Source organism: Rhodococcus sp. B10, assembly GCF_011770055.1.
Taxonomy (GTDB): domain Bacteria; phylum Actinomycetota; class Actinomycetes; order Mycobacteriales; family Mycobacteriaceae; genus Rhodococcoides; species Rhodococcoides kyotonensis_B.
In genome coordinates, this window is record NZ_JAAFYV010000002.1 from 217,882 (window position 1) to 237,883 (window position 20,002).

Annotated in this window: 21 protein-coding genes and 4 tRNA genes; 3 read left to right on the plus strand and 22 right to left on the minus strand. The window is 63.6% G+C overall.

Going from position 1 to position 20,002, the window contains the following annotated elements:
* Positions 1-12: 12 nt before the first annotated feature.
* From RhoFasB10_RS02270 to rplJ, 9 genes are all read right to left on the minus strand, one after another.
* A complete protein-coding gene (locus RhoFasB10_RS02270; protein ID WP_068427701.1) occupies positions 13-1,293 on the minus strand; it encodes an MCE family protein in 1,281 nt (426 codons plus the stop codon).
* Positions 1,293-2,285: an MCE family protein gene (locus RhoFasB10_RS02275; RefSeq protein WP_068427700.1), complete on the minus strand. Its 993-nt coding sequence runs from the start codon at positions 2,283-2,285 to the stop codon at positions 1,293-1,295. The genes RhoFasB10_RS02270 and RhoFasB10_RS02275 overlap by 1 nt, the downstream gene beginning before the upstream one ends.
* Positions 2,282-3,349 carry an MCE family protein gene (locus RhoFasB10_RS02280; RefSeq protein ID WP_068427698.1) on the minus strand — a complete coding sequence of 356 codons (1,068 nt, stop codon included), beginning with the start codon at positions 3,347-3,349 and terminating at the stop codon, positions 2,282-2,284. The genes RhoFasB10_RS02275 and RhoFasB10_RS02280 overlap by 4 nt, the downstream gene beginning before the upstream one ends.
* Entirely contained in the window at positions 3,346-4,707 is a 1,362-nt protein-coding gene (locus RhoFasB10_RS02285; RefSeq protein WP_167674913.1) for an MCE family protein, read from the minus strand. The genes RhoFasB10_RS02280 and RhoFasB10_RS02285 overlap by 4 nt, the downstream gene beginning before the upstream one ends.
* Positions 4,704-5,564 carry an ABC transporter permease gene (locus tag RhoFasB10_RS02290; protein WP_068427695.1) on the minus strand — a complete coding sequence of 287 codons (861 nt, stop codon included), beginning with the start codon at positions 5,562-5,564 and terminating at the stop codon, positions 4,704-4,706. Before RhoFasB10_RS02290 ends, RhoFasB10_RS02285 begins: the two co-directional genes overlap by 4 nt.
* Positions 5,565-5,570: 6 nt before the next feature.
* Positions 5,571-6,365: an ABC transporter permease gene (locus RhoFasB10_RS02295; protein WP_068427693.1), complete on the minus strand. Its 795-nt coding sequence runs from the start codon at positions 6,363-6,365 to the stop codon at positions 5,571-5,573.
* Between the two features lie 5 nt (positions 6,366-6,370).
* Positions 6,371-7,591, minus strand: coding sequence for an ABC transporter ATP-binding protein (locus RhoFasB10_RS02300; protein WP_206030399.1), 1,221 nt, complete (start codon positions 7,589-7,591; stop codon positions 6,371-6,373).
* A gap of 317 nt (positions 7,592-7,908) precedes the next feature.
* The gene (gene rplL / locus RhoFasB10_RS02305) at positions 7,909-8,298 is read right to left on the minus strand and encodes a 50S ribosomal protein L7/L12 (RefSeq protein WP_068427691.1); all 390 of its coding nucleotides are present in this window, start codon (positions 8,296-8,298) and stop codon (positions 7,909-7,911) included.
* An 81-nt stretch (positions 8,299-8,379) separates the two neighbouring features.
* Entirely contained in the window at positions 8,380-8,955 is a 576-nt protein-coding gene (gene rplJ, locus RhoFasB10_RS02310) for a 50S ribosomal protein L10 (protein WP_068427689.1), read from the minus strand.
* A 430-nt stretch (positions 8,956-9,385) separates the two neighbouring features.
* Here rplJ and RhoFasB10_RS02315 point away from each other — a divergent pair, with 430 nt between their 5' ends.
* Both RhoFasB10_RS02315 and RhoFasB10_RS02320 read left to right on the plus strand, forming a co-directional pair.
* Positions 9,386-11,350: a CocE/NonD family hydrolase gene (locus tag RhoFasB10_RS02315; RefSeq protein ID WP_068427687.1), complete on the plus strand. Its 1,965-nt coding sequence runs from the start codon at positions 9,386-9,388 to the stop codon at positions 11,348-11,350.
* A 12-nt stretch (positions 11,351-11,362) separates the two neighbouring features.
* Positions 11,363-12,265 carry an alpha/beta fold hydrolase gene (locus RhoFasB10_RS02320; RefSeq protein ID WP_167674915.1) on the plus strand — a complete coding sequence of 301 codons (903 nt, stop codon included), beginning with the start codon at positions 11,363-11,365 and terminating at the stop codon, positions 12,263-12,265.
* 216 nt (positions 12,266-12,481) lie between these two features.
* On the opposite strand, the gene rplA is transcribed toward RhoFasB10_RS02320, so the two are convergent.
* From rplA to RhoFasB10_RS02375, 11 genes are all read right to left on the minus strand, one after another.
* Positions 12,482-13,201, minus strand: coding sequence for a 50S ribosomal protein L1 (rplA, locus tag RhoFasB10_RS02325; protein ID WP_068429325.1), 720 nt, complete (start codon positions 13,199-13,201; stop codon positions 12,482-12,484).
* A gap of 80 nt (positions 13,202-13,281) precedes the next feature.
* Positions 13,282-13,716, minus strand: a complete 435-nt coding sequence (rplK, locus tag RhoFasB10_RS02330) for a 50S ribosomal protein L11 (RefSeq protein WP_068099499.1) — start codon at positions 13,714-13,716, stop codon at positions 13,282-13,284.
* Between the two features lie 65 nt (positions 13,717-13,781).
* Positions 13,782-14,612, minus strand: coding sequence for a transcription termination/antitermination protein NusG (nusG, locus tag RhoFasB10_RS02335; protein ID WP_068429322.1), 831 nt, complete (start codon positions 14,610-14,612; stop codon positions 13,782-13,784).
* A 61-nt stretch (positions 14,613-14,673) separates the two neighbouring features.
* Positions 14,674-15,129, minus strand: coding sequence for a preprotein translocase subunit SecE (gene secE / locus RhoFasB10_RS02340; RefSeq protein ID WP_068429319.1), 456 nt, complete (start codon positions 15,127-15,129; stop codon positions 14,674-14,676).
* A 65-nt stretch (positions 15,130-15,194) separates the two neighbouring features.
* A tRNA-Trp gene (locus RhoFasB10_RS02345) sits at positions 15,195-15,267 on the minus strand.
* A gap of 158 nt (positions 15,268-15,425) precedes the next feature.
* Complete coding sequence (gene hadB / locus RhoFasB10_RS02350) at positions 15,426-15,851, minus strand: (3R)-hydroxyacyl-ACP dehydratase subunit HadB (RefSeq protein ID WP_068429316.1); 426 nt, start codon at positions 15,849-15,851, stop codon at positions 15,426-15,428.
* On the minus strand, positions 15,838-16,323 hold the full coding sequence (hadA, locus tag RhoFasB10_RS02355; protein ID WP_206030439.1) for a (3R)-hydroxyacyl-ACP dehydratase subunit HadA: 486 nt from the start codon (positions 16,321-16,323) through the stop codon (positions 15,838-15,840). The genes hadB and hadA overlap by 14 nt, the downstream gene beginning before the upstream one ends.
* A gap of 209 nt (positions 16,324-16,532) precedes the next feature.
* Complete coding sequence (gene rpmG, locus RhoFasB10_RS02360) at positions 16,533-16,700, minus strand: 50S ribosomal protein L33 (protein WP_027498281.1); 168 nt, start codon at positions 16,698-16,700, stop codon at positions 16,533-16,535.
* Between the two features lie 60 nt (positions 16,701-16,760).
* Positions 16,761-16,833 (minus strand) — tRNA-Met (locus tag RhoFasB10_RS02365).
* An 81-nt stretch (positions 16,834-16,914) separates the two neighbouring features.
* Positions 16,915-16,987: transfer RNA gene (locus RhoFasB10_RS02370), tRNA-Thr, on the minus strand.
* 151 nt (positions 16,988-17,138) lie between these two features.
* Positions 17,139-17,221: transfer RNA gene (locus RhoFasB10_RS02375), tRNA-Tyr, on the minus strand.
* A gap of 155 nt (positions 17,222-17,376) precedes the next feature.
* Here RhoFasB10_RS02375 and RhoFasB10_RS02380 point away from each other — a divergent pair.
* Positions 17,377-17,877, plus strand: a complete 501-nt coding sequence (locus tag RhoFasB10_RS02380) for a YajQ family cyclic di-GMP-binding protein (protein ID WP_114328228.1) — start codon at positions 17,377-17,379, stop codon at positions 17,875-17,877.
* 61 nt (positions 17,878-17,938) lie between these two features.
* On the opposite strand, the gene htpX is transcribed toward RhoFasB10_RS02380, so the two are convergent.
* Both htpX and RhoFasB10_RS02390 read right to left on the minus strand, forming a co-directional pair.
* Positions 17,939-18,799 (minus strand): zinc metalloprotease HtpX, encoded by an 861-nt coding sequence (htpX, locus tag RhoFasB10_RS02385; RefSeq protein WP_068429310.1) that lies wholly within the window; start codon positions 18,797-18,799, stop codon positions 17,939-17,941.
* A 130-nt stretch (positions 18,800-18,929) separates the two neighbouring features.
* Positions 18,930-19,949: a polyprenyl synthetase family protein gene (locus RhoFasB10_RS02390; RefSeq protein ID WP_068429308.1), complete on the minus strand. Its 1,020-nt coding sequence runs from the start codon at positions 19,947-19,949 to the stop codon at positions 18,930-18,932.
* Between the last annotated feature and the right edge of the window lie 53 nt (positions 19,950-20,002).

A 20,002-nucleotide genomic window follows, 5' to 3' on the forward strand; every position in this document is an offset into this window, starting at 1 on the left:
CCGACCTTCCCATCACTGTCCCCCTCCGAGCGACTGCTGCAAACCGGGCAGCGTGTTGTTCTCGCCGAGACGCGGCGACACGGTGCCGGGCACCGTTCCCGGCACGACGGCGTTCTGTTCGGTCGTACCGCTGAGGACACCGAACGGCAGAACGACGCCCGAATCCCGCACGGGCCCTTGAATCAAGGTCGTGAATTCGCTGCATCGATCGATGATCGGCTGGATCTGCGCACCGAGCTGCTCGAAGCGCGGATCGCCCGGCACCAGCTTGCCGAGGTCGATCAATCTGCACACCGTGCCCAACGGGTCCTGCGTCTCGTTCTGCAGGTTGGCGCGGGACGCCAGCGTTCCCGATTCGGCGTCGTACGCGTTGACGAGGTTACTGATTGCGAGCGGAAGCAGCGTCAGCGTCTCCACCAGCGATTCCTTGCCGTCGGCCAACGTCTGCGTGGGCTGGACGAGACCGTCGGCGGCCTGCACCAGCTGATCTCGATTGTCCGCGACGAATCCGGCGACGTCACCAAGCGTGATGGACAGCTGGTTCAGCGCCGCACCGAGATCCTCGCGTTCTCCGTTCAGGAAGCTCGTGAGATCCGACAGCTGGTTGTTGAAGTTTCGGACCTGTTGATCGTTCGCGGCGAGCGCCGACACGAACGTCTGCAGGTTCTTGACCGTGTCGAACAGGTCGCCGCGCGACTCGTTGAGTGTGCGCGACGCCTCGGACAGCTGAGTGATGCTGTCGCCCAACGCTTCACCGTTGCCGTCGAGGTTCGCAGCACCGGTGTTCACGAGGTCTGTCAGCGCGCCGTCCTTGTTGGCGCCCTCGGGACCGAGAGCGGTCGAGAGTTCGTCGATGCTCGCGTAGATCTGGTCGACCTCGACGGGAGTTGCCGTACGATCGCGCGGAATGACCGCGCCGGAGGCCATCGTGTCGCCTCCGCTGTACGCGGGCGCGAGCTGGATGTACCTGTCCGACACCAGAGACGGCGTGATCTGCGCTGCCTTCGCGTCGGCCGGGATGTCGATGCCGCGCTTCACGCGCATCTGAACCTCGACCTGGTCGCCCTGAGGGGTTACCGAGGTGACCTCACCGACCGCGACACCGAGCACACGGACATCCGAGCCCTCGTAGATACCGACCGACTTGTCGAAGTAGGCGGTGATGTTCGTGGCGCCGGCGCGCGTGAACAGCCACCACAGACCGGCTGCGACGACCAACGCGACGATCACGACGGCTGCGATGACGCCCTTGCCGATGCCGGACTTCTTCTGTTTCTGTGCGGTGTCGGTCATCAGTTGCCCCCGAGATCGCGTGCGGGCTGACGGTAGCCGGGAATGAGCGGCAGACCGGGCGGCGTCAGGTTGGCGAGGGTGATGTCGAGCCACCGGCCGTTCGCCGTGACGTTGGCATACAAACGCACGAACGGCGCATAGAGCTCGAGCGCCCTGGACAGGGAGTCGTTGTTCGCGTTCAGGATGTCGATGACTCCGTTCAACTGCTGGAGCATCGGATTGATCTGCTGCTCGTTGTCGCGAACCAATCCGGTGAGTTCCGTGGACAGCCGCTGCGTGCCTGTCAGCAGTTGTGAGATCGACTGCTGTCTGTTGTTGAGTTCTTCGAGCAACGGACCGGCGTCGGCGATGAGGCGGTTGAACTCCTGGTTACGGTCGGCCAGCACCTTCGAGGTCTTGCCGGTCGCCTCGAACAGCCTCTGCAACTCGGCATCTCGACTTGCGATGGTCTGCGACAGCCTGCTGACACCGTCGAGCGATGCTCGAATGTCGTCCGGCGTCTCCGAGAACGCCTGCGACAGCGTCTGGAAGCTCGACGCCAACTGGTCGGTGTCGATGTCGGTGATGGTGCGCGCCGCGTCGGAGAACGCGTCGATGACGTCGTACGGAGATGTCGTGCGCTCGAGCGGGATCGGATCCTTCGGCTTCAAGACCTCGTCGCCGCGCGGATCGATGGCCAGGTACTTCTGGCCGAGCAGCGTCTTGATCTGGATCGAAGCCGACGAGTTGTTGCCGATCCACGCGTCCTGCACGCGGAATTGAACGTTCACCTTGTCGCCGGCGAGATCGACGGAATCGACCTTGCCGACCTTGACGCCCGCGATGCGCACTTCGTTGCCGGGCTTGAGACCTGCGGCCTCGGAGAACTCTGCGGTGTACACCGACCCTGCACCCAGGATGGGCAGACGGTCGAGGAAGAACACGGCGACGGTCGCGAGCAGCACGATCATGATGCCGAGCGCACCGGCCACTACCGGGCTACGCTTTTTCATCCCTGGATCCCCCCAGCCTTGCACCGCTCGGCCGCGTTCGTGTACAGCGGTTGATTCACAGTCGGCAGTCCCGTCGGCAGGTTCAAGTTCGGCGAAGTGCCCGGCCCGGCCTGAATGTCGATGCCGCACAGATAGAACGTGAACCACGATCCCTGCTGCGCGGTGCGAATCAGTTTGTCGAGCTTCTTCGGCAGTGTCTGGATGACCTTCGTCAGGTCCTCCTCGCGGTTGTTCAGCGTCGTCGCAAGCGTGTTCAGCGACGCGATCGATCCCTGGATCGCGGGCCGCGTCGGCTCCAGCAGATCCGAGGTCGCGTCCGTCAGACCGGCCAGCGACGTGACGGCGGATCCGACGACGTCACGATCGGCCGACAACCCCGACACGAGCTGCTGCGTGTTGACGATCAGCGAATCCAGATCCTTGTCGTGCTGGTTCACCGTCTCCAACACCGTGTTGAGGTTGGTGATGACGGCTCCGATGACCCGGTCCTTGTCGGCGACAGTGTTGGTCAGGCTCGCGGTGCTGCGCACCAGGTCGGAGATCGTGCCCGCCTCACCCTGGAACACCTGGATGATCTGGTACGACAGCTTGTTCACGTCGTCGGCGTTGAGCGTCGTGAACAGCGGCCGGAAACCGTCGAACAGCGTCGTCAGATTGACGGCGGGCTTGGTCTGCGAGAGCGGAATCTCCCCGCCCGGGTTCAGCTTTCCGCCCTGCTCTCCGGAGCCCTGTTCGAGGGCGATGTAGCGCTGCCCCACCAGGTTGCGGTATCGCAGGTTCGCAGTCACGGTCGACGGGAGGTAGTCGCGACCGTTGACACTGAACTCGACGCGTGCTTCGCGTTCGTTGACGATCTCGATGTTCTTGACGTCACCGACGCGAACACCGGCAATACGTACCTCGTCGCCCTTGTTGAGCGACGCGACGTCGCTGAAGATCGCGCTGTACTTCTCGCCGCCTCCGCCGCTGATGTTCGCGATCGAGAACGCGAGCGTGGCGGTCGCCAGGATGGTCACCACCGCGAACACGATCAGTTTGACGAGTGGAGCTGCAAGTCCCCTCATTTGATGGTCACCTCCGCTCCCCTCAGTGCGGGTGCTCCGAGAGTCGTCGTCCACGACGGGATCTCACCTGGAGCCACTCCCCCGGCCTCGCCGTAGATCACGGCGAGGGTGTCACGCTCGAAATCGGATCCTTCGTACCCCGCAGGCGTCGCCTGGCCGTCGGTACCCGTCGCAGCAGGCACGCCCGACAGCTGCGGTGCGGGAAGTTCGGGGATCTCCTGCGGTCCTGGGTTTCTCGACGGCACCTGGTAGGACCCGTCGTTGGCCGATCCGCCCGGGTACTGCGGGAAGAACTCGCCCGCATCGGTGTTCGCCGGGGTGTAGCACTTCGGTCCGCGGTTGTCGAAGAGACGCGGCTCGTCCTGGTTGGGCAGGTAACGACCCTTCGGGTTGACGAACGACGCGGTCACGTTGATGCCCCGATACTCGTCTCCGACGCCGATGACCTTCTGCGCCTCGGCGACGGTCGGAACGAACTGCGAGAACGTGCACCCGAACGACGGCGAGTACTTGGCCAGAAGTTCCAGTGCCTCACGCGAATTCGCTGCGATGTTGATCAGGTTGTTCGAATTGGCCTGCAGGAAGTCCGCTGTCGTTCCGCTGGTGGATGTCAGCGTCGCGATCAACGTGTCGACCGCAGGACGCTGCTCGACGAACGTGTTGCCGGTGACGGTCAGGTTCTCGAGCGCGTCCACCAGTTGGGGGGCAGCGTCGGAGTAGGTCTGCGAGAAGTCGGCGAGACCACGCAGATCTTCCTGAATGTTCGGCAACTCGGTGTTCAAGCTCCCGAAGATGCGTTCGAGCCGATCGATCGTCATGCCGAGTTCCGCACCGCGGCCACTCAATCCCTGCGCCAACGCACCGAGCGTATTGGCCAGGTCCTGTGGCGGAATGGCTTCGAGCAGCGGCAGCAGGTTGTCCAGCAGCTGGCCCACCTCGATGGCGTCGCCGCTCGTGTCCTGGCGCAGCACGGTGCCGTTCGTGATGGGCGACGCCGTGTCTCCTTCCGGGACGATCAGCGACACGTAGCGCTCACCGAACAGCGTCTTCGGCAGCAAACGCGCCGTCGTGTTCGACGGGATCAGCTCCGCCTTGTCCGGATCGATCGCCAGATGCGCGGTGACGACGCCGTCGACGGTCGACGCCGAGCGCATCTCACCCACGATCAACCCGCGGACCTTCACGTCCGCGTTGGCAGGCAGGGCGTTGCCCACCGAGTCGGTGATCAGATCGATGCTGACGACCTTCTTGAACGTCTTGTTGTACGACGTGATGGACCACCCGAGGAAAAGGATGAGAACCAAGAAGAATGCCAGACCCAACAGAAGTCGCCTGAGGCGAGACGGCGAGTCGATCATCCTGCAACCCTCACTGTGGTGGTGGTTCCCCAGATGGCAAGACTGAGGAAGAAGTCCAGAACAGCGACCGTCACGATGGCGGTCCTCACGGCACGACCCACTGCGACACCGACTCCGGCAGGTCCGCCCGAAGCATGGAACCCGTAGTAGCAGTGGATCATGATCAGCACGAAGGCGAAGATCAACACCTTCAGGAACGAATAGAGAACGTCCTCGGGCGGTAGGAACAGATTGAAGTAGTGGTCGTACGACCCGCCCGACTGCCCGTTGAAGATCGTGCTGATGCCGCGAGAGGCGATGTACGACGCGAGCAGACCGACGATGTAGAGCGGGATGACCGCGATGAATCCGGCGATCATGCGCGTCGTGACGAGAAACGGCACACTCGGTACCGCCATGACCTCGAGTGCGTCGATCTCCTCGGAGATCCGCATGGCTCCGAGCTGCGCGGTGAATCCTGCGCCGACCGTCGCCGACAACGCCAGACCGGCGACGACGGGCGCGATCTCACGGGTGTTGATGTACGCCGACAGGAAGCCGGTAAGCACCGAGCTGCCGAGCTGTTCGAGCGCTGCGTAACCCTGCAGGCCGACGACGACACCCGTTGCGCCGGACATCATCACGATGACGCCGATGGTGCCGCCGATGACGGCGAGCGCGCCGCTGCCGAAGGTGACCTCGGCGAGCAGACGAAGGGTTTCCTTCTTGTAGTGGATCAGCGTGCGCGGAATCCATCCGATGGCTCGCGCGTAGAACGACATCTGTTCGCCCGCGCTGTCGAGCACGGTCAGCGGCGCGTTCGCGATTCGCTTCGCGCGCATGAGAGTACGGTCGCCACGACCTTTGGCGATGGTCATTGCGGGTCAGCTTCCCTTCGCCGGCACGACCTGGAGATACACCAGGGTGAGAATGAGGTTGGCAAAGAACAGCAACAGGAACGTGATGACGACCGTCTGATTCACTGCCTCACCGACCCCCTTCGGGCCGGGATTCGGGTTGAGACCCTTGTACGACGCGATGATTCCCGCGATCAAGCCGAAGATGGCAGCCTTCAACTCCGCGACGTAGAGGTCGGGCAACTGCGCGAGCGCCGAGAAGGACGCCAGGTACGCGCCGGGAGTTCCGCCCTGCAGCACGACGTTGAAGAAGTAGCCGCCCGCGATGCCGACGACGGACACGAGACCGTTCAGCAGCAGGGCCACGAGAATCATCGCAAGGACACGAGGAACGACGAGGCGCTGGATCGGATCGATACCGAGCACCCGCATCGCGTCGATCTCCTCGCGGATGGTGCGCGACCCGAGGTCTGCTGTCACGGCCGACCCGGCGGCGCCGGCGATCAACAGCGCCGTCACGATCGGACTGCCCTGCTGGATGACGGCGAGCACGCTGGCGGCGCCGGTGAACGACTCGGCTCCGAGCTGCTTGATCAACGAGCCTGTCTGCAGCGACACGACGGCACCGAACGGAATGGCCACGAGTGCCGTCGGCAGGATCGTGACGCTGGCGATGAACCATGCCTGCTCGATGAACTCGCGAAGCTGGAACGGGCGCCTGAACGTGTTGCGGACGACGTCCACCAACAATTCGACGATATTTCCGGCTTGCGTCAGTGCTGCGCTAGCCGGTGCGAGCGCGGATTTCTTGGAACCCCCCATAGCCCTTACTGTCCCCGCCCCTGCGACGAGCCGCGGCCCTGGTCGCTGTATCCGGTGTCGTAGCCCGAGTTGTCGTAGCCGGTCTGCTCGTACCCGGAATTGTCGTAGCCCGCTTGCTGGTCGTATCCCGCTTGCTCGTAGCCGGTCTGGTCGTACTGCTGCTGGTAACCGGAGCCGTCGTCGTAGCTCTGTCCTGCATAGGCGGGAACCTGCTGAGACGAGTTGGTCGCGTCGAGGTCTTCCTGGATGGCGACCTGCGCGCTGTGCGGCAGCGTGTGCATGATGCGTCGCACCCTTTCCTGCCGGCGAGCAACGGCCTGGCGAACCGGCGTCCCGGGCGTCGCCTTCATCTGCGGCACGATTCCTTCGACGTCGTCGACGCCGCCCGCATGGTGTCCGGCGTCGACGAGCGCCTGCTCGTGCGCCATCTGCGCCTCGTCCTTCTCCTCGGACATGCCGATCGGGCCGATCATCGTGCCGTTCAAGAACTGCTTGACGACGGGTTCCTCGCTGGTCAACAGGACCTCACGGGGACCGAACATGACCAACTGGCGACGGAACAGCATGCCGATGTTGTCCGGCACCGTCCGCGCGAGGTTGATGTTGTGGGACACGATGAGAATGGTCGCATCGATCTCGGCGTTGATGTCGATCAACGTCTGCGAAATGTACGTGGTGCGCACCGGGTCGAGACCGGAGTCCGGCTCGTCGACGAGGATGATCTCGGGATCGAGCACGAGGGCACGGGCCAGACCTGCGCGCTTGCGCATACCGCCGGAGATCTCACCGGGAAGCTTGTCCTCGGCGCCGACGAGGCCCGTCAGCTCCAGCTTCTCCATCACGATTTTGCGGATGTCAGATTCGCTCTTCTTGGTGTGCTCGCGAAGCGGGAACGCGACGTTGTCGTACAGATTCATCGACCCGAACAGAGCGCCGTCCTGGAACAGCACGCCGAACAGCTTGCGGATCTCGTAGAGCTCACGCGACGAGCACTGCAGGATGTCGGTTCCGTCGATGAAAATCTTGCCCTGCTCGGGCCGCAGCAGACCGATCAGGGACTTCAGGAACACCGACTTGCCGGTGCCGGACGGCCCGAGGAGTGCACTGACCTCTCCCGACGGCAGCGTCAGCGATACGTCCTGCCAAATCTTCTGAACACCGAAAGACTTGGTCAGACCCTCGACCGAAACCTCGACTCCCACTCTGACCTCCAAGTTCGTACACATCACCGGATGTGGGCCCGGTCACTCTATCGCATACGAGTGTCCGCACCGACACAGGAGCTTACTGCCCAGTAATAAAATCCCCGAGGCGGGCCGAGATCCTGAGCTTAGTGTGACTCATGTCACTGAGACACGCGTACGACTCGCCGGATTTGTGACGAAAACCAACGTGTCGGCACTGTGACAGACCACAGAATATGGCGCTTCCGACCGCTCCGCATCGACACGACGCTGCACGGACGAAAGAAAGAGGGCCACCTCCCGTACGGGAGGTGGCCCTCTTTCGATGAAGCGACAGACCGTGATCGGCCCGGCAAGAATTACTTGACGGTGATCTTGGCGCCGGCTGCTTCCAGCTTCTCCTTGGCAGCGTCGGCTGCGTCCTTGGCAACCTTCTCCAGGATGGCCTTCGGAGCGCTCTCGACGAGGTCCTTGGCTTCCTTCAGGCCGAGGCCGGAAACGACCTCACGGACGACCTTGATGACCTGGATCTTCTTGTCGCCGGCCGACTCGAGGACGACGTCGAACTCGTCCTGCTCCTCGGCAGCGTCAGCGCCACCGGCAGCCGGAGCGCCTGCAGCGGCGACGGCGACGGGAGCAGCTGCGGTGACCTCGAAGGTCTCCTCGAATGCCTTCACGAACTCGCTGAGCTCGAGGAGGGTGAGCTCCTTGAACTGGTCGAGCAATTCTTCGGTGCTGAGCTTCGCCATGGTGGCGGTCCTTCCTTTAGTACCGAGTCGCTGATCCGCGACACAGGTGGTGGTGTGTAGCTGTTCGCTGAAAAGTGCGGATCAGCTTTCGGCGGGAGCGTCTGCTTCTGCCGGTGCCTCGGCAGCGGCAGAAGCCGGTGCCTCGGTGGCCTTCTTGTCTGCCAATGCCTGGGCCAGACGTGCAACCTGCGACGCCGGAGCGTTGAACAGGCCGGCAGCCTTCGACAGGTTGCCCTTCATGGCACCTGCGAGCTTTGCCAGCAAGATCTCGCGGGACTCGAGGTCCGCGATCTTGTTGATCTCGTCCACGGACAGCGTCGCGCCGTCCATGTAGCCGCCCTTGACGACCAAGGCCTTGTTGTCCTTTGCGAACGCCTTGATGGCCTTCGCAGCGTCGACCGGCTCGCCCTTGATGAATGCAATGGCGGTCGGTCCGACGAACAACTCGTCCAGCCCGGTGATGCCGGCTTCGGCAGCAGCGCGCTTGACCAGGGTGTTCTTGGCGACGGAGTACGTGGCACCTTCGCCGAGCGCACGCCGGAGCTGAGTCAGACCGGACACCGACAGGCCACGGTATTCCGTGACGACGGCAGCCGTCGAACCCTTGAACTGTTCGGTGATCTCGGATACTGCCGAGACCTTTTCGGGCTTTGCCATACTTCGCCTCCTCTCGTGGGAAGTAATGTCGATCGCGAGAGGTCCGGCAGAAACAACGAACGCCCCGGCGCAAGAAGCACACGGGGCGTAGACATGAGAACAGCGTCGCGAAGACGCCGTCGAACAGGTCCCTTACCTCGTCCTCCTGCGTGGGCCGTCCGAGAAACTCGGACCTTCAACCGCATTCCCTGGAGAAGGCGGTGACCAACGGTCTTGGGTAGAACTCGATTGGGTGGACCGGATGCATTCCACATCCGAACCGTCGGCAACAGTACCTCGAGCAGTGCCACTACACCAAAACGGCCCGACAGTGCGCCTCACCGTTTTCGGATGTGACTGCCCACCAAGTTTGCCCGAGCGTTGCTGTCAGCTGCGCACAACAATCGCCGCTCACAGGACAACCGAGCATTTTGACGGTTCAATCGGATACATGACGGCAGCGCAGCCACGTCCCCTCCTGCGTCCTGGGCACGCCCAGGAGCGAGTACGCGACCCCAGCGGTGGCGACGCAGCGACCGCGTGGCGCAACCTCGTCGAGGCACCGCCCCGCTATCCCGAGATCGCACGAGCGTCGAACGTTCCGATCACGATGAGCGACGGGACCGTTCTACGGGCGGACGTCTTTCGCCCCGCCGATGTCGCAGGAGTTGCCGTCGCGACCCCGCTTCCGGTGGTTCTGAACATCACGCCGTACAACAAGGGCCTCGTGACGGGCATCGATGCGCTTCTCGGGACGCCCGTGCTGGGTCGAGCACTCCGTGGGCTCTCGCGCCGACTCGACCTCAGCGGCACCCCCTTCGAAGGGATCACGGAGATAACCCGCATCGTCGACGGCGGTGCAGCCGATCTGTTGTCGGTCAATCGTCACCTGATCCGCAGCGGGTACGTCCAGGTCATCGTCGACGCACGAGGCACCGGGTCGTCGGCAGGCAAGTGGGATGTTCTCGGCAATCGAGAGCAGCTGGATTCCATCGAGATCATCGAATGGAGTGCCTCCCAGCCGTGGAGCAACGGCCGCGTCGGAATGACGGGCATCTCGTACTCGGCGATCAACGCACTGCAGGCCGCAGCGAAGAGGCCGAACGGGCTAGAGGCGGTGTTCGCCGTCGAAGGATCGGTCGACATCGTTCGTGAGATCTTCGCGACCGGCGGTGCGCCGTCCTTCTTCATACAGCTGTGGTTGACGACCGTGAACGGGCTCAAATGGGTGCCGTCGCTGCAGGGCCTCGACGTCGTCACCTGGCTCCGAGATCGCGCGTCCTCCCCCGCCACTCACATGCTCGATCTCGCCAGAGGATTCCTGACCGGCGGTGACACGAGAATCTACGACGACCCCTACTACGACAACATCGACGCCGACATCGAACAGATCGACGTACCCACCTTCGTCTACGGATGCTGGCACGACATCTTCGGAGGCTCGGCCCCCGACATCTACAACCGGCTCGCGCTCGAACGCGGCCACAAACAGCTTCTCGTCGGCGACGGCTATCACGGCAATCCGGGGATCGGTTTCGGACGACCGGGGTTCCCACCTCGTCTCGACGTGCTCGAACGCGCTTGGTTCGATCGTTGGCTCCGCGACGAGGACAACGGAATCGAGAAGTACGGACCCGTCACTCTCCGCAGTCAGGGCGGTACGTGGACAGCGCATGGGCGATTTCCCGCTCCTCACGCGCAGCCGACGCGGCTCTACCTCTCTGCCAAGACTTCCGGCGTCGCCGCGCATGCAGTAGCCGACGGCAGTCTCGTCGGCACGCCCGACGGATCCAGCGGAATCTTCACCGTTCGTCCGTCTCTTCGCCCGACGGTGTCTCGTGACACGACGCAGGTGTTGGCCGGGATCACCGCGGTGTTCGGCGGCGGGTTCACCTACGACAATCGCTTCGCGGAAGGCGCCGCCGCCACGTTCACCACCGGCCCTGCCCACGCGGACACGGTCGTCTCCGGCCCGATGAATCTGCACATGCAGGTCGTGTGCCATGCGCGAGAAGCGTTGTGGGCCATCATGGTCTGCGACGTCGCACCCGACGGCACCTCGACGGTCATCACGAACGGTGCACTGTTGACCTCCCGTCGGGCCATCGACGACGAGAAGTCCCTCTTCGCGCCGAACGGGGACTACACCAAGCCGCACCACCCGTTGACCGAGGCCTCCATGCTGGATGTGCCCGTGGGCGAGCCGGTGATTCTCGACATCGACCTGCTGACGACCGAGGCCGTCGTCCGAGTAGGTCACCGCCTCCGCGTCGACGTATTCGCGACCGACGCACCACGATTCATGCCGATACTCCCCGACCTGCTGCGCACGAGGGGCCGCAGACAGGACGTCGTTCTCGACGCCGACGAGCCCAGCTTCCTCGTCGTCCCGCTGCTCGGCACACCCGGTTGGTGAAAGAAGGTCATCGTGCAGACCCGAACCGGCTTCGCGGCGTCGAACTCGCTCGACATCGCGTACGAGGACATGGGCAACCCCGACGATCCCGCCGTGCTGACGATCATGGGTCTCAGTGCGCAGATGACGTTGTGGCCCAACGAGTTCTGCGAACGCATCGTCGACATGGGTTTCCGAGTGATCAGGTTCGACAACCGCGACATCGGCTTGTCGACCAAGATGGACGCAATGCGCATCCAGGGTTCGGCGCTGCTACGACTGCTGCGAACCGGACTCGGCGCACCCAGCACCGTGCCCTACACGCTGCTGGACATGACAGCCGACGCAATCGGGTTGCTCGACTACCTCGACATCGACCGAGTGCACGTCGTCGGAGCATCGATGGGCGGAATGATCGCACAAATTCTGTCGGGGCTGTACCCGGACCGAGTGCTCAGCACCGCGATCATCTTCTCCAGCACCAACGAAGCGTTTCTACCGCCGCCCGATCCGCGCGCCCTGATCCCGCTCATGAAGGGGCCAGGGCCAGGAGCGTCGCGCGAGGAGATCGTTCGGCACTCCGCGAACACGCGGCGCATCATCGGCAGCCCGGCCTACCCGACGCCGATGGACGAACTCCTCGAGACCGCGGGCCAGATGTACGACCGCAACTACTGTCCCGCAGGCGCACTACGTCAGATGGCTGCGGTCACCGGCACGGGAAGCCTGCGGCGATACACCACGCAGATCGCAGGGCCGACCGTCGTCGTCCACGGCCGCGCCGATCGGCTGATGCGGCCCACCGGTGGAAAAGCCGTCGCCCGAGCGGCGAAGAATTCCAGGCTGCACCTCATCGACGGAATGGGCCACGACCTCCCGCGGCCTCTGTGGGACGAGATCCTCGGGGAACTGTCGTCGAACTTCGGGCGGGTCTGAGCTCTCCGCCCCTCCGACCGAATGTCACATCCGGTCACTCTGGGCGACCATTGGACGCCCTCGCTCCAGACCGGCGAAACTCTCCAGGTGACCGAAGGACGCCCTCGCTCACTCTGAGTGACCGAAGGACGCCCTCGGTCCGACCGCCGCCGCCCCCCGGATACGACGAAAGCCGACCCCCATGAATGGGAGTCGGCTTTCGTAAGTCGAGCTGGATCAGGCCTCGACGTCGTCCGACAGCAGGTTACGCGTGCGGTTCGGGTCGACGGGGATGCCAGGTCCGGTCGTCGTCGAGACGGTGACCTTCTTGACGTAGCGGCCCTTTGCCGAAGACGGCTTCGCGCGGAGGATCTCGTCGAGAGCGGCGCCGTAGTTCTCCACCAGCTTGGCGTCGTCGAACGATGCCTTGCCGATGACGAAGTGCAGGTTGGCCTGCTTGTCGACGCGGAAGTTGATCTTTCCGCCCTTGATGTCGTTGACGGCCTTGGTCACGTCGTTGGTGACCGTGCCCGTCTTCGGGTTCGGCATGAGGCCACGCGGTCCGAGGACGCGGGCGATACGGCCGACCTTGGCCATCTGGTCCGGGGTCGCGATCGCGGCGTCGAAGTCCAGGAATCCGCCCTGGATGCGCTCGATCAGATCCTCGGCGCCGACGACGTCGGCTCCTGCTGCTTCGGCCTCCACAGCCTTCTCACCAGCGGCGAAAACGATGACCCGAGCGGTCTTGCCGGTGCCGTGGGGAAGGTTGACGGTGCCGCGCACCATCTGGTCGGCCTTGCGAGGGTCGACGCCGAGACGAACGGCGACCTCGACGGTTGCGTCGAACTTGCTCGACGCGGTGTCCTTGGCCAACTTCGCTGCCTGAAGCGGCGAGTACAGGTTGTCTGCGTCGACCTTTGCGGCCTGCTCGAGGTAGGCCTTGCTGCGCTTTGCCATGTCTTACTGTCCAATCGTGAGTTCAGTGTGGTTGACGGGCCTGGCCGGCCCTCCCACGGGGGTACTGCTGCGGCTGAGGATCAGCCTTCGACCGTGATGCCCATCGAGCGAGCAGTGCCGGCGATGATCTTCGCGGCCTGGTCGATGTCGTTGGCGTTGAGGTCTTCCTGCTTGGTCTTGGCGATCTCGCGCACCTGGTCCATGGTGACCTTGGCGACCTTGGTCTTGTGCGGCTCGCCGGAGCCCTTGGCAACGCCTGCAGCCTTGAGCAGCAGCTTGGCGGCCGGAGGGGTCTTCAGCTTGAAGTCGAAGGTCCGGTCTTCGTAGACCGAGATCTCCACCGGCACGACGTTTCCGCGCTGCGACTCGGTCGCGGCGTTGTACGCCTTGCAGAACTCCATGATGTTGACGCCGTGCTGACCCAGCGCGGGGCCGACGGGAGGAGCAGGGTTGGCCTGTCCTGCCTGGATCTGAAGCTTGATGATCCCGGCTAGCTTCTTCTTCTTCGGGGGCATTTCTTTTTCCTTGTATTCGCTCGGGTTTCTTGCGGTTACTACTGCAAGTTCTGTGGTTCGGCCCGCTAGATCTTGGCGACCTGCGTGAAGCCGAGCTCGACCGGAGTTTCACGGCCGAAGATGGAGACCAGCACCTTGAGCTTCTGCTGCTCGGCGTTGACCTCGCTGATGCTGGCGGGGAGCGTCGCGAACGGGCCGTCCATGACGGTGACCGACTCGCCGACCTCGAAGTCGACCTCGATGGTCGGCTTCGCCGTGGTCTCCGCCGCGGTGGCATCGGTGGTGGCGCCTGCAGCCTTGGCTTCCTTCTTCTCGCCCTGCTGCGGCATGAGGAACTTGACGACCTCGTTGATCGTCAGCGGCGACGGACGCGACGTGGCGCCGACGAATCCGGTGACACCGGGCGTGTTGCGCACCGCGCCCCACGACTCGTCGTTCAGGTCCATACGCACCAGAATGTAGCCGGGCAGTACCTTGCGGTTGACCTGCTTGCGCTGGCCGTTCTTGATCTCGGTGACCTCTTCGGTCGGAACCTCGACCTGGAAGATGTAGTCGCCGACGTCGAGGTTCTGGACGCGGGTCTCGAGGTTGGCCTTCACCTTGTTCTCGTAACCGGCGTACGAGTGGATGACGTACCAGTCACCGGGGGCGCGTCGCAGCGCAGCCTTCAGCTCGGCGACGGGGTCTTCGACCTCGTCGGCCTCGGAGGCCAGTCCTTCGGCGACGGCATCGTCGGCCTGCGCGTCATCGGCGCCCTCTGCCTCGACGGCGTCGGCGATAGCCTCGTCGGTCTCGCGGTCCTGAGCGGCCTGCTCCGCCTCGAGGCCCTGGTGGGTCGCCTCGACATCGGCGTCGAATGCGGCCACTTCGGTGGCGTCGTTGTGCGGCGTGCTCACAGCAGGCACCCTTTCTCTCGTTCAGTACGTGGGTCGATCATGTTCTGCTCACCCATACCGGTCAGCCGAACAGCCATTCGACGCCCTGAGTGAACGCCAAATCCAGGCCGCTGATGAACGCGACCATGAATGCCACGAACACGAGCACAACGCTCGTGTAGGTGACCATTTGCTTGCGATTGGGCCAGATGACCTTGCGCAGCTCGGCAACGACCTCGCGGAGGAACTTGCGCAGACGCTTGAAGATGTTCATGCGCTTCGGCTCACGCGGCTTGTCGGAGCGAGTCGCGACCTTGGTGACCGACGACGCGGCGGCCGGCGTCTTCTCGACCGATGCGGCGCGCGTCCGGCGGGTGGTGCGCTTTCCGGTCGGACGGGCCGAGGTTTCGGAACCGGCAGCGCCCGATCGGGATGCAGCTGCCTCGTCGGTGGCGGACGCAGTGTCGTCGGATGTCGACGAGTCCGACGCGGAAAGATCTTCCGACGTCTCGTCGCGCTTACCGCGCTCCTCGCTCACCGTCGTTCCTCTCAGTAGCCGAAATTGTCGTACACCCTCGCCGGAGCGAGGGAGTGCAACGTGGGCAGGGGCGACAGGACTTGAACCTGCAACCTACGGTTTTGGAGACCGTTGCTCTACCAATTGAGCTACGCCCCTTCGGTTCGATCCGCACTGGATCGGACCGTCCTGCGGTCACACAACATACGCGCTACCCCTACAACTCTCCAAAGGAGAACTCAGGCAGCGCGCAGCGCTGAACAACCACAGAAATCTCAGTGTACTGCACAGGCTATGAAAGTTTGAAATCCACCTGGTCAGGCCAGGCGAACGGTGGCCGTCGCGCGTCCGAAGATCTTCTTGCCCTCGGACTTGGCCGTGATCGCGATGACGGCCGACTTCGTCTCCGCGTCGACGGACTTGATCTTGCCGGAGTACTCGACCGATGCAGCGGAGTCCGCAGGCACGTAGACCGAGCTCGTGAAACGCACGTTGTATTCGGTGACGGCACCGGGATCACCGAGCCACGACGTGACGAAGCCTGCTCCGAGACCCATCGTCAACATGCCGTGCGCGATGACGTTGTCCAGACCCGCGAGCTTGACGACCTCGTCGCTCCAGTGGATCGGGTTCGGGTCACCGGAGACGCCGGCGTAGTTGACCAGATCGCCACGCGTGAGTTTGACGACGCGCTCGGGGAGCTCGTCGCCCACGGACACGTCCGCGAAATTACGAAGCGCCATGCATGATCACTTCCTTCACTGCGTGGGCGATGTTTTCGTCGACTTCTCCACCGGTGCGAGCGACCAGCGTGGTCCACGTGGTCTGCACCAGCTCGCCGTTCTGATCGGTCACGATGTTCTTCGTCGTGATGATGTCGCTGCCGCTCATCTGACGGAACGATTCGAGAAAGACCTCGCAGCTGAGCTCGTCGCCCACCTGAATCGGCTTGTGGAACTGCAGACGCTGGTCGGTCTGGAGAATCTGACTCGGGTCGTACCCGGTGATGATCTCTTTGAACATCCGCGATTGCGCGATGATGCCGACGAGCGAGATGAAGGTGAGAGGCGCGATCAAGCCGTCGTAACCGAAGCTCTTCGCGGCCTCGTCGTCGTGGTGAGCAGGGTGCCAGTCCTGGACGGCACGCGCGTACTCGCGCACTTTCTCCCGGCCTACCTCGTACGGGTGGTCCACCTTGTAGTGGTGGCCGACCATCGCGGCGGCGTGCGCAGCGGGATCCTGCGGAATTTCTGAATTGTGCGACGGCGCAACAGGTTGCGCCGTCGCTGTCACGCGGAAATCGGTTTCGGTCACGCGGAATTCGTACCTTTTCTACCCAGGACGCAAAATCCGTTAGGGCGAAGAAGTAAGCCTAACGCGCGGCGTCGACTTCGAACGAGAACCTACAGCCGAGAGGCTCGCTACTAGCGAGACTCGCGGTGAGCGCGATGCGTGCCGCAGTTGGAGCAGAACTTCTTCAGCTCGATGCGGTCGGGATCGTTGCGGCGGTTCTTCTTCGTGATGTAGTTACGGTGCTTGCAAACCTCGCAGGCCAAGGTGATCTTGGGCCGCACATCGGTGGAGGAGGCCACTGGATGCCTACTTTCAGGTAACTCTGATCCGGAGAATCAGGACTGTGCATTCTTCTTGTGTAGCGGTGACCGGACTTGAACCGGCGACGCAACGATTATGAGTCGTTTGCTCTACCAACTGAGCTACACCGCCTCAGGTTGCTCACCCCTACACCTTCTCACTGCCGAGGCGGACTCGGTAGTGAATCGTCTGGGCGAACCATCCAATCCAGCGAGCCCCCTAACGGAATCGAACCGTTGACCTTTTCCTTACCATGGAAACGCTCTGCCGACTGAGCTAAGGGGGCGTGGCATCTGTTCACGGTTTCCCGTGCGCCGAAGCCTTCAAGAGGTTACACAGTTCGAACGCCGACTACCAAATTACGTGGTCAGCGGGCTCGCTGCACTTCCTCTTCACGGAGAAACCCCAGCGAGCGAACTCGCTGGGGTCCCTTCGGGTGGCAGATGTAGGATTCGAACCTACGTAGGCATAAGCCGACGGATTTACAGTCCGCTCCCATTGGCCGCTCGGGCAATCTGCCGGGTGTACGTCGAAGATTCATGCTCTCTTCGATGCGCTGAAAAGAATACAACGACTGTGCCCCCAGAACGCAAACCGGGTGGATAGCGGGGGTGCGGAGCGGCTAACGTCGGGTGCGCAGCACGTGAACATTCGATACGACACAGGAGTTCCTCAGTGGCAGATTCTTCCTTCGACATCGTCAGCAAGGTCGACCGGCAAGAGGTCGACAACGCTCTCGGTCAGGCTGCGAAGGAGTTGGCGACCCGCTTCGACTTCCGTGGTTCGGGTACCACCATCGAGTGGTCCGGCAGCGGGGAGTCGGAGGTGATCGTCATCACCTCCGAGTCCGAGGAGAAGGTGAAGGCAGCCCTCGACGTGTTCAAGGAGAAGCTGATCCGTCGTGACGTCTCGCTGAAGGCGTTCGAGACCAACGACCCTGCCCCGTCGGGCAAGGTGTGGAAGGTCACCGGAAAGCTCGTCCAGGGCATCACGAGCGAGAACGCGAAGAAGATCTCCAAGAAGATCCGCGACGACGGCCCCAAGGGCGTCAAGGCTCAGATCCAGGGAGACGAGCTGCGCGTCAGCAGCAAGAAGCGCGACGATCTGCAGGCCGTCCAGCAGCTGCTGAAGGCCGAGGACTTCGGTATCGCGCTGCAGTTCGTCAACTACCGGTAGGTGCTTTGCACCCGTGAGTGCGAATGTATAGCCCAGTGCACATTCGCACTCACGTGCGGCGTCAGCCGCCTCTGGCCATCCGTTCCAGCCTCTCGATGCGGTCGGCCATGGGCGGGTGCGTCGAGAACAGCTTCCCGACGCGGTCGCCCACGCGGAACGGGTTGGCGATCATCAGATGCGACTCGGACGCCAGACGCGGCTCGGGCGGCAGCGGTGCAGCCTGCACGCCTCGCTCCAGCTTCCGTAGCGCCGACGCCAGTGCCAACGGGTCACCGGTCAGCTCGGCGCCGGACTGGTCGGCCTGATACTCCCGCGACCGCGACACAGCCAGTTTCACGACGGTCGCCGCAATCGGTCCCAGCAGCGAGACCAGCAGCAGCGCGATGGGATTGGCCCCGTTGTTGCCGCGTCCGCCGAACATCGACGCGAACATGGCGAAGTTCGCCAAACCCGAGATGACCGCGGCCATCGCGCCGGCGACGGACGAGATCAGAATGTCGCGGTTGTAGACGTGCGACAGCTCGTGACCCAGTACGGCGCGGAGTTCACGTTCGTCGAGGATCTGCAGGATGCCCGTCGTGCAGCAGACGGCCGCGTTGCGAGGATTGCGGCCGGTCGCGAAGGCATTGGGATTGTTGGTCGGGCTGATGTACAGCGCGGGCATCGGCTGATGAGCGGTGGTGGCCAGTTCGCGGACGATCCGGTACATCGCCGGCTGTTCGACCTCGGTGACCGGCTGCGCGTGCATCGACCGCAGCGCGAGCTTGGCGCTGTTGAAGTACGCCCATCCGTTCACGCCGACCGCGAGGGCGACCGACGCGAGCAGAATCCCCGGACTGTTGAACAGCGACCCGATGAACACGATGAGCGCCGACATGCCCACGAGCAGCCCGAAAGTCTTTGCCCCGTTCGCGAAGCTCATTGGTCGCCACTTCCTTCGTTTCGTCGTTCCCTCAATCGAGAAACGACCGCGACACCTGTCGAGGTTCCCGCGTCAGCCCTTCCGAAACGAGATGTCAGCCCAGCTGCGCCCGATCCCACCACTGACTGCGTCAGCCCACCCGTTCCACGGTGTAGTCGACGAGCCGGCCCAGCGCGTCGTTCGCGGGCCCCGAGGGCAGCGTCGCGAGTTCGGCATGCGCCTTGGCGGCGAAATCGGACAGCGTCGCCTTCGCCTTCGCCATCCCGGGCGAGCGATCGAGCAGGGCCAACGCCTCGGTGACGGCGTCGTCGTCGGTGACGGGCCCGTCCAGAAGTTCGCGCAGCCTGTCGCCGTCGGGACCCTCCTCGCGGAGCGCGTACAGAACAGGCAGCGTGTGCACGCCTTCACGCAGGTCGGTCCCGGGTGTCTTGCCCGACTGCGCGGACACCGACGAGATGTCGATGATGTCGTCGGAGATCTGGAACGCGGTGCCGACGGCGTCGCCCAGTCGCTCGAGCGAGGCGACGTGGTCGGCGTCGCCACCGGAGAACGTGCCGCCGAAACGTCCGCAGGCCGCGATCAGCGACCCGGTCTTCTCCCAGACGACGCGCAGATAATGTGCGACGGGATCCTGATCCTTCTTGACACCGATCGTCTCGCGCATCTGACCGGTGACGAGTTCGGCGAACGTGTCGGCGATGATGCGCACGGCCTCGGGACCGAGCGTCGACACCAGTCGTGACGCGTGTGCGAACAGGTAGTCGCCTGCCAGGATCGCGACGCTGTTGCCCCAGCGCGCGTTGGCGCTCTCGGCGCCGCGTCGCATGGACGCCTCGTCCATGACGTCGTCGTGATACAGCGTCGCGAGATGAACGAGTTCGACGACGGTGGCCGCGGTCACCACCGATTCGTCCGACGCGTTCGGTCCCAACTGCGCGGTCAGCACGGTGAAGAGCGGGCGGAACCGCTTGCCACCCGCCTTCGCGAGATGAAGGGCGGCCTCGGTCAGGAAGTCCTCGCCGTCGGAGAGTTCCGAGATCATCAGACTCTCGACGTTCTCCAGTCCTGCGGCCACGGTTCGTGCAAGCTCTGGATCGACCAGATCGACCCCGGCAACGACCGTCGTTCCAGTCGTGTCGTCTGTGCTCACAGTTGTTGGTCCTGTCCTCTTCGTCGTCCGCGGATTCTCGGCGTCTCTCGACG

What these genes read in the sequence shown, in the direction of transcription:
- RhoFasB10_RS02295 (WP_068427693.1), bottom strand. Translation starts at nt 6,365, where the DNA reads ATGGGGGGTTCCAAGAAATCCGCGCTCGCACCGGCTAGCGCAGCACTG.
- rplJ (WP_068427689.1), bottom strand. Translation starts at nt 8,955, where the DNA reads ATGGCAAAGCCCGAAAAGGTCTCGGCAGTATCCGAGATCACCGAACAG.
- RhoFasB10_RS02315 (WP_068427687.1), top strand. Translation starts at nt 9,386, where the DNA reads ATGACGGCAGCGCAGCCACGTCCCCTCCTGCGTCCTGGGCACGCCCAG.
- RhoFasB10_RS02280 (WP_068427698.1), bottom strand. Translation starts at nt 3,349, where the DNA reads ATGAGGGGACTTGCAGCTCCACTCGTCAAACTGATCGTGTTCGCGGTG.
- hadB (WP_068429316.1), bottom strand. Translation starts at nt 15,851, where the DNA reads ATGGCGCTTCGTAATTTCGCGGACGTGTCCGTGGGCGACGAGCTCCCC.
- hadA (WP_206030439.1), bottom strand. Translation starts at nt 16,323, where the DNA reads ATGGTCGGCCACCACTACAAGGTGGACCACCCGTACGAGGTAGGCCGG.
- htpX (WP_068429310.1), bottom strand. Translation starts at nt 18,799, where the DNA reads ATGAGCTTCGCGAACGGGGCAAAGACTTTCGGGCTGCTCGTGGGCATG.
- RhoFasB10_RS02270 (WP_068427701.1), bottom strand. Translation starts at nt 1,293, where the DNA reads ATGACCGACACCGCACAGAAACAGAAGAAGTCCGGCATCGGCAAGGGC.
- rplL (WP_068427691.1), bottom strand. Translation starts at nt 8,298, where the DNA reads ATGGCGAAGCTCAGCACCGAAGAATTGCTCGACCAGTTCAAGGAGCTC.
- rplK (WP_068099499.1), bottom strand. Translation starts at nt 13,716, where the DNA reads ATGCCCCCGAAGAAGAAGAAGCTAGCCGGGATCATCAAGCTTCAGATC.
- RhoFasB10_RS02285 (WP_167674913.1), bottom strand. Translation starts at nt 4,707, where the DNA reads ATGATCGACTCGCCGTCTCGCCTCAGGCGACTTCTGTTGGGTCTGGCA.
- rplA (WP_068429325.1), bottom strand. Translation starts at nt 13,201, where the DNA reads ATGGCAAAGCGCAGCAAGGCCTACCTCGAGCAGGCCGCAAAGGTCGAC.
- RhoFasB10_RS02290 (WP_068427695.1), bottom strand. Translation starts at nt 5,564, where the DNA reads ATGACCATCGCCAAAGGTCGTGGCGACCGTACTCTCATGCGCGCGAAG.
- RhoFasB10_RS02275 (WP_068427700.1), bottom strand. Translation starts at nt 2,285, where the DNA reads ATGAAAAAGCGTAGCCCGGTAGTGGCCGGTGCGCTCGGCATCATGATC.
- RhoFasB10_RS02300 (WP_206030399.1), bottom strand. Translation starts at nt 7,591, where the DNA reads ATGTGTACGAACTTGGAGGTCAGAGTGGGAGTCGAGGTTTCGGTCGAG.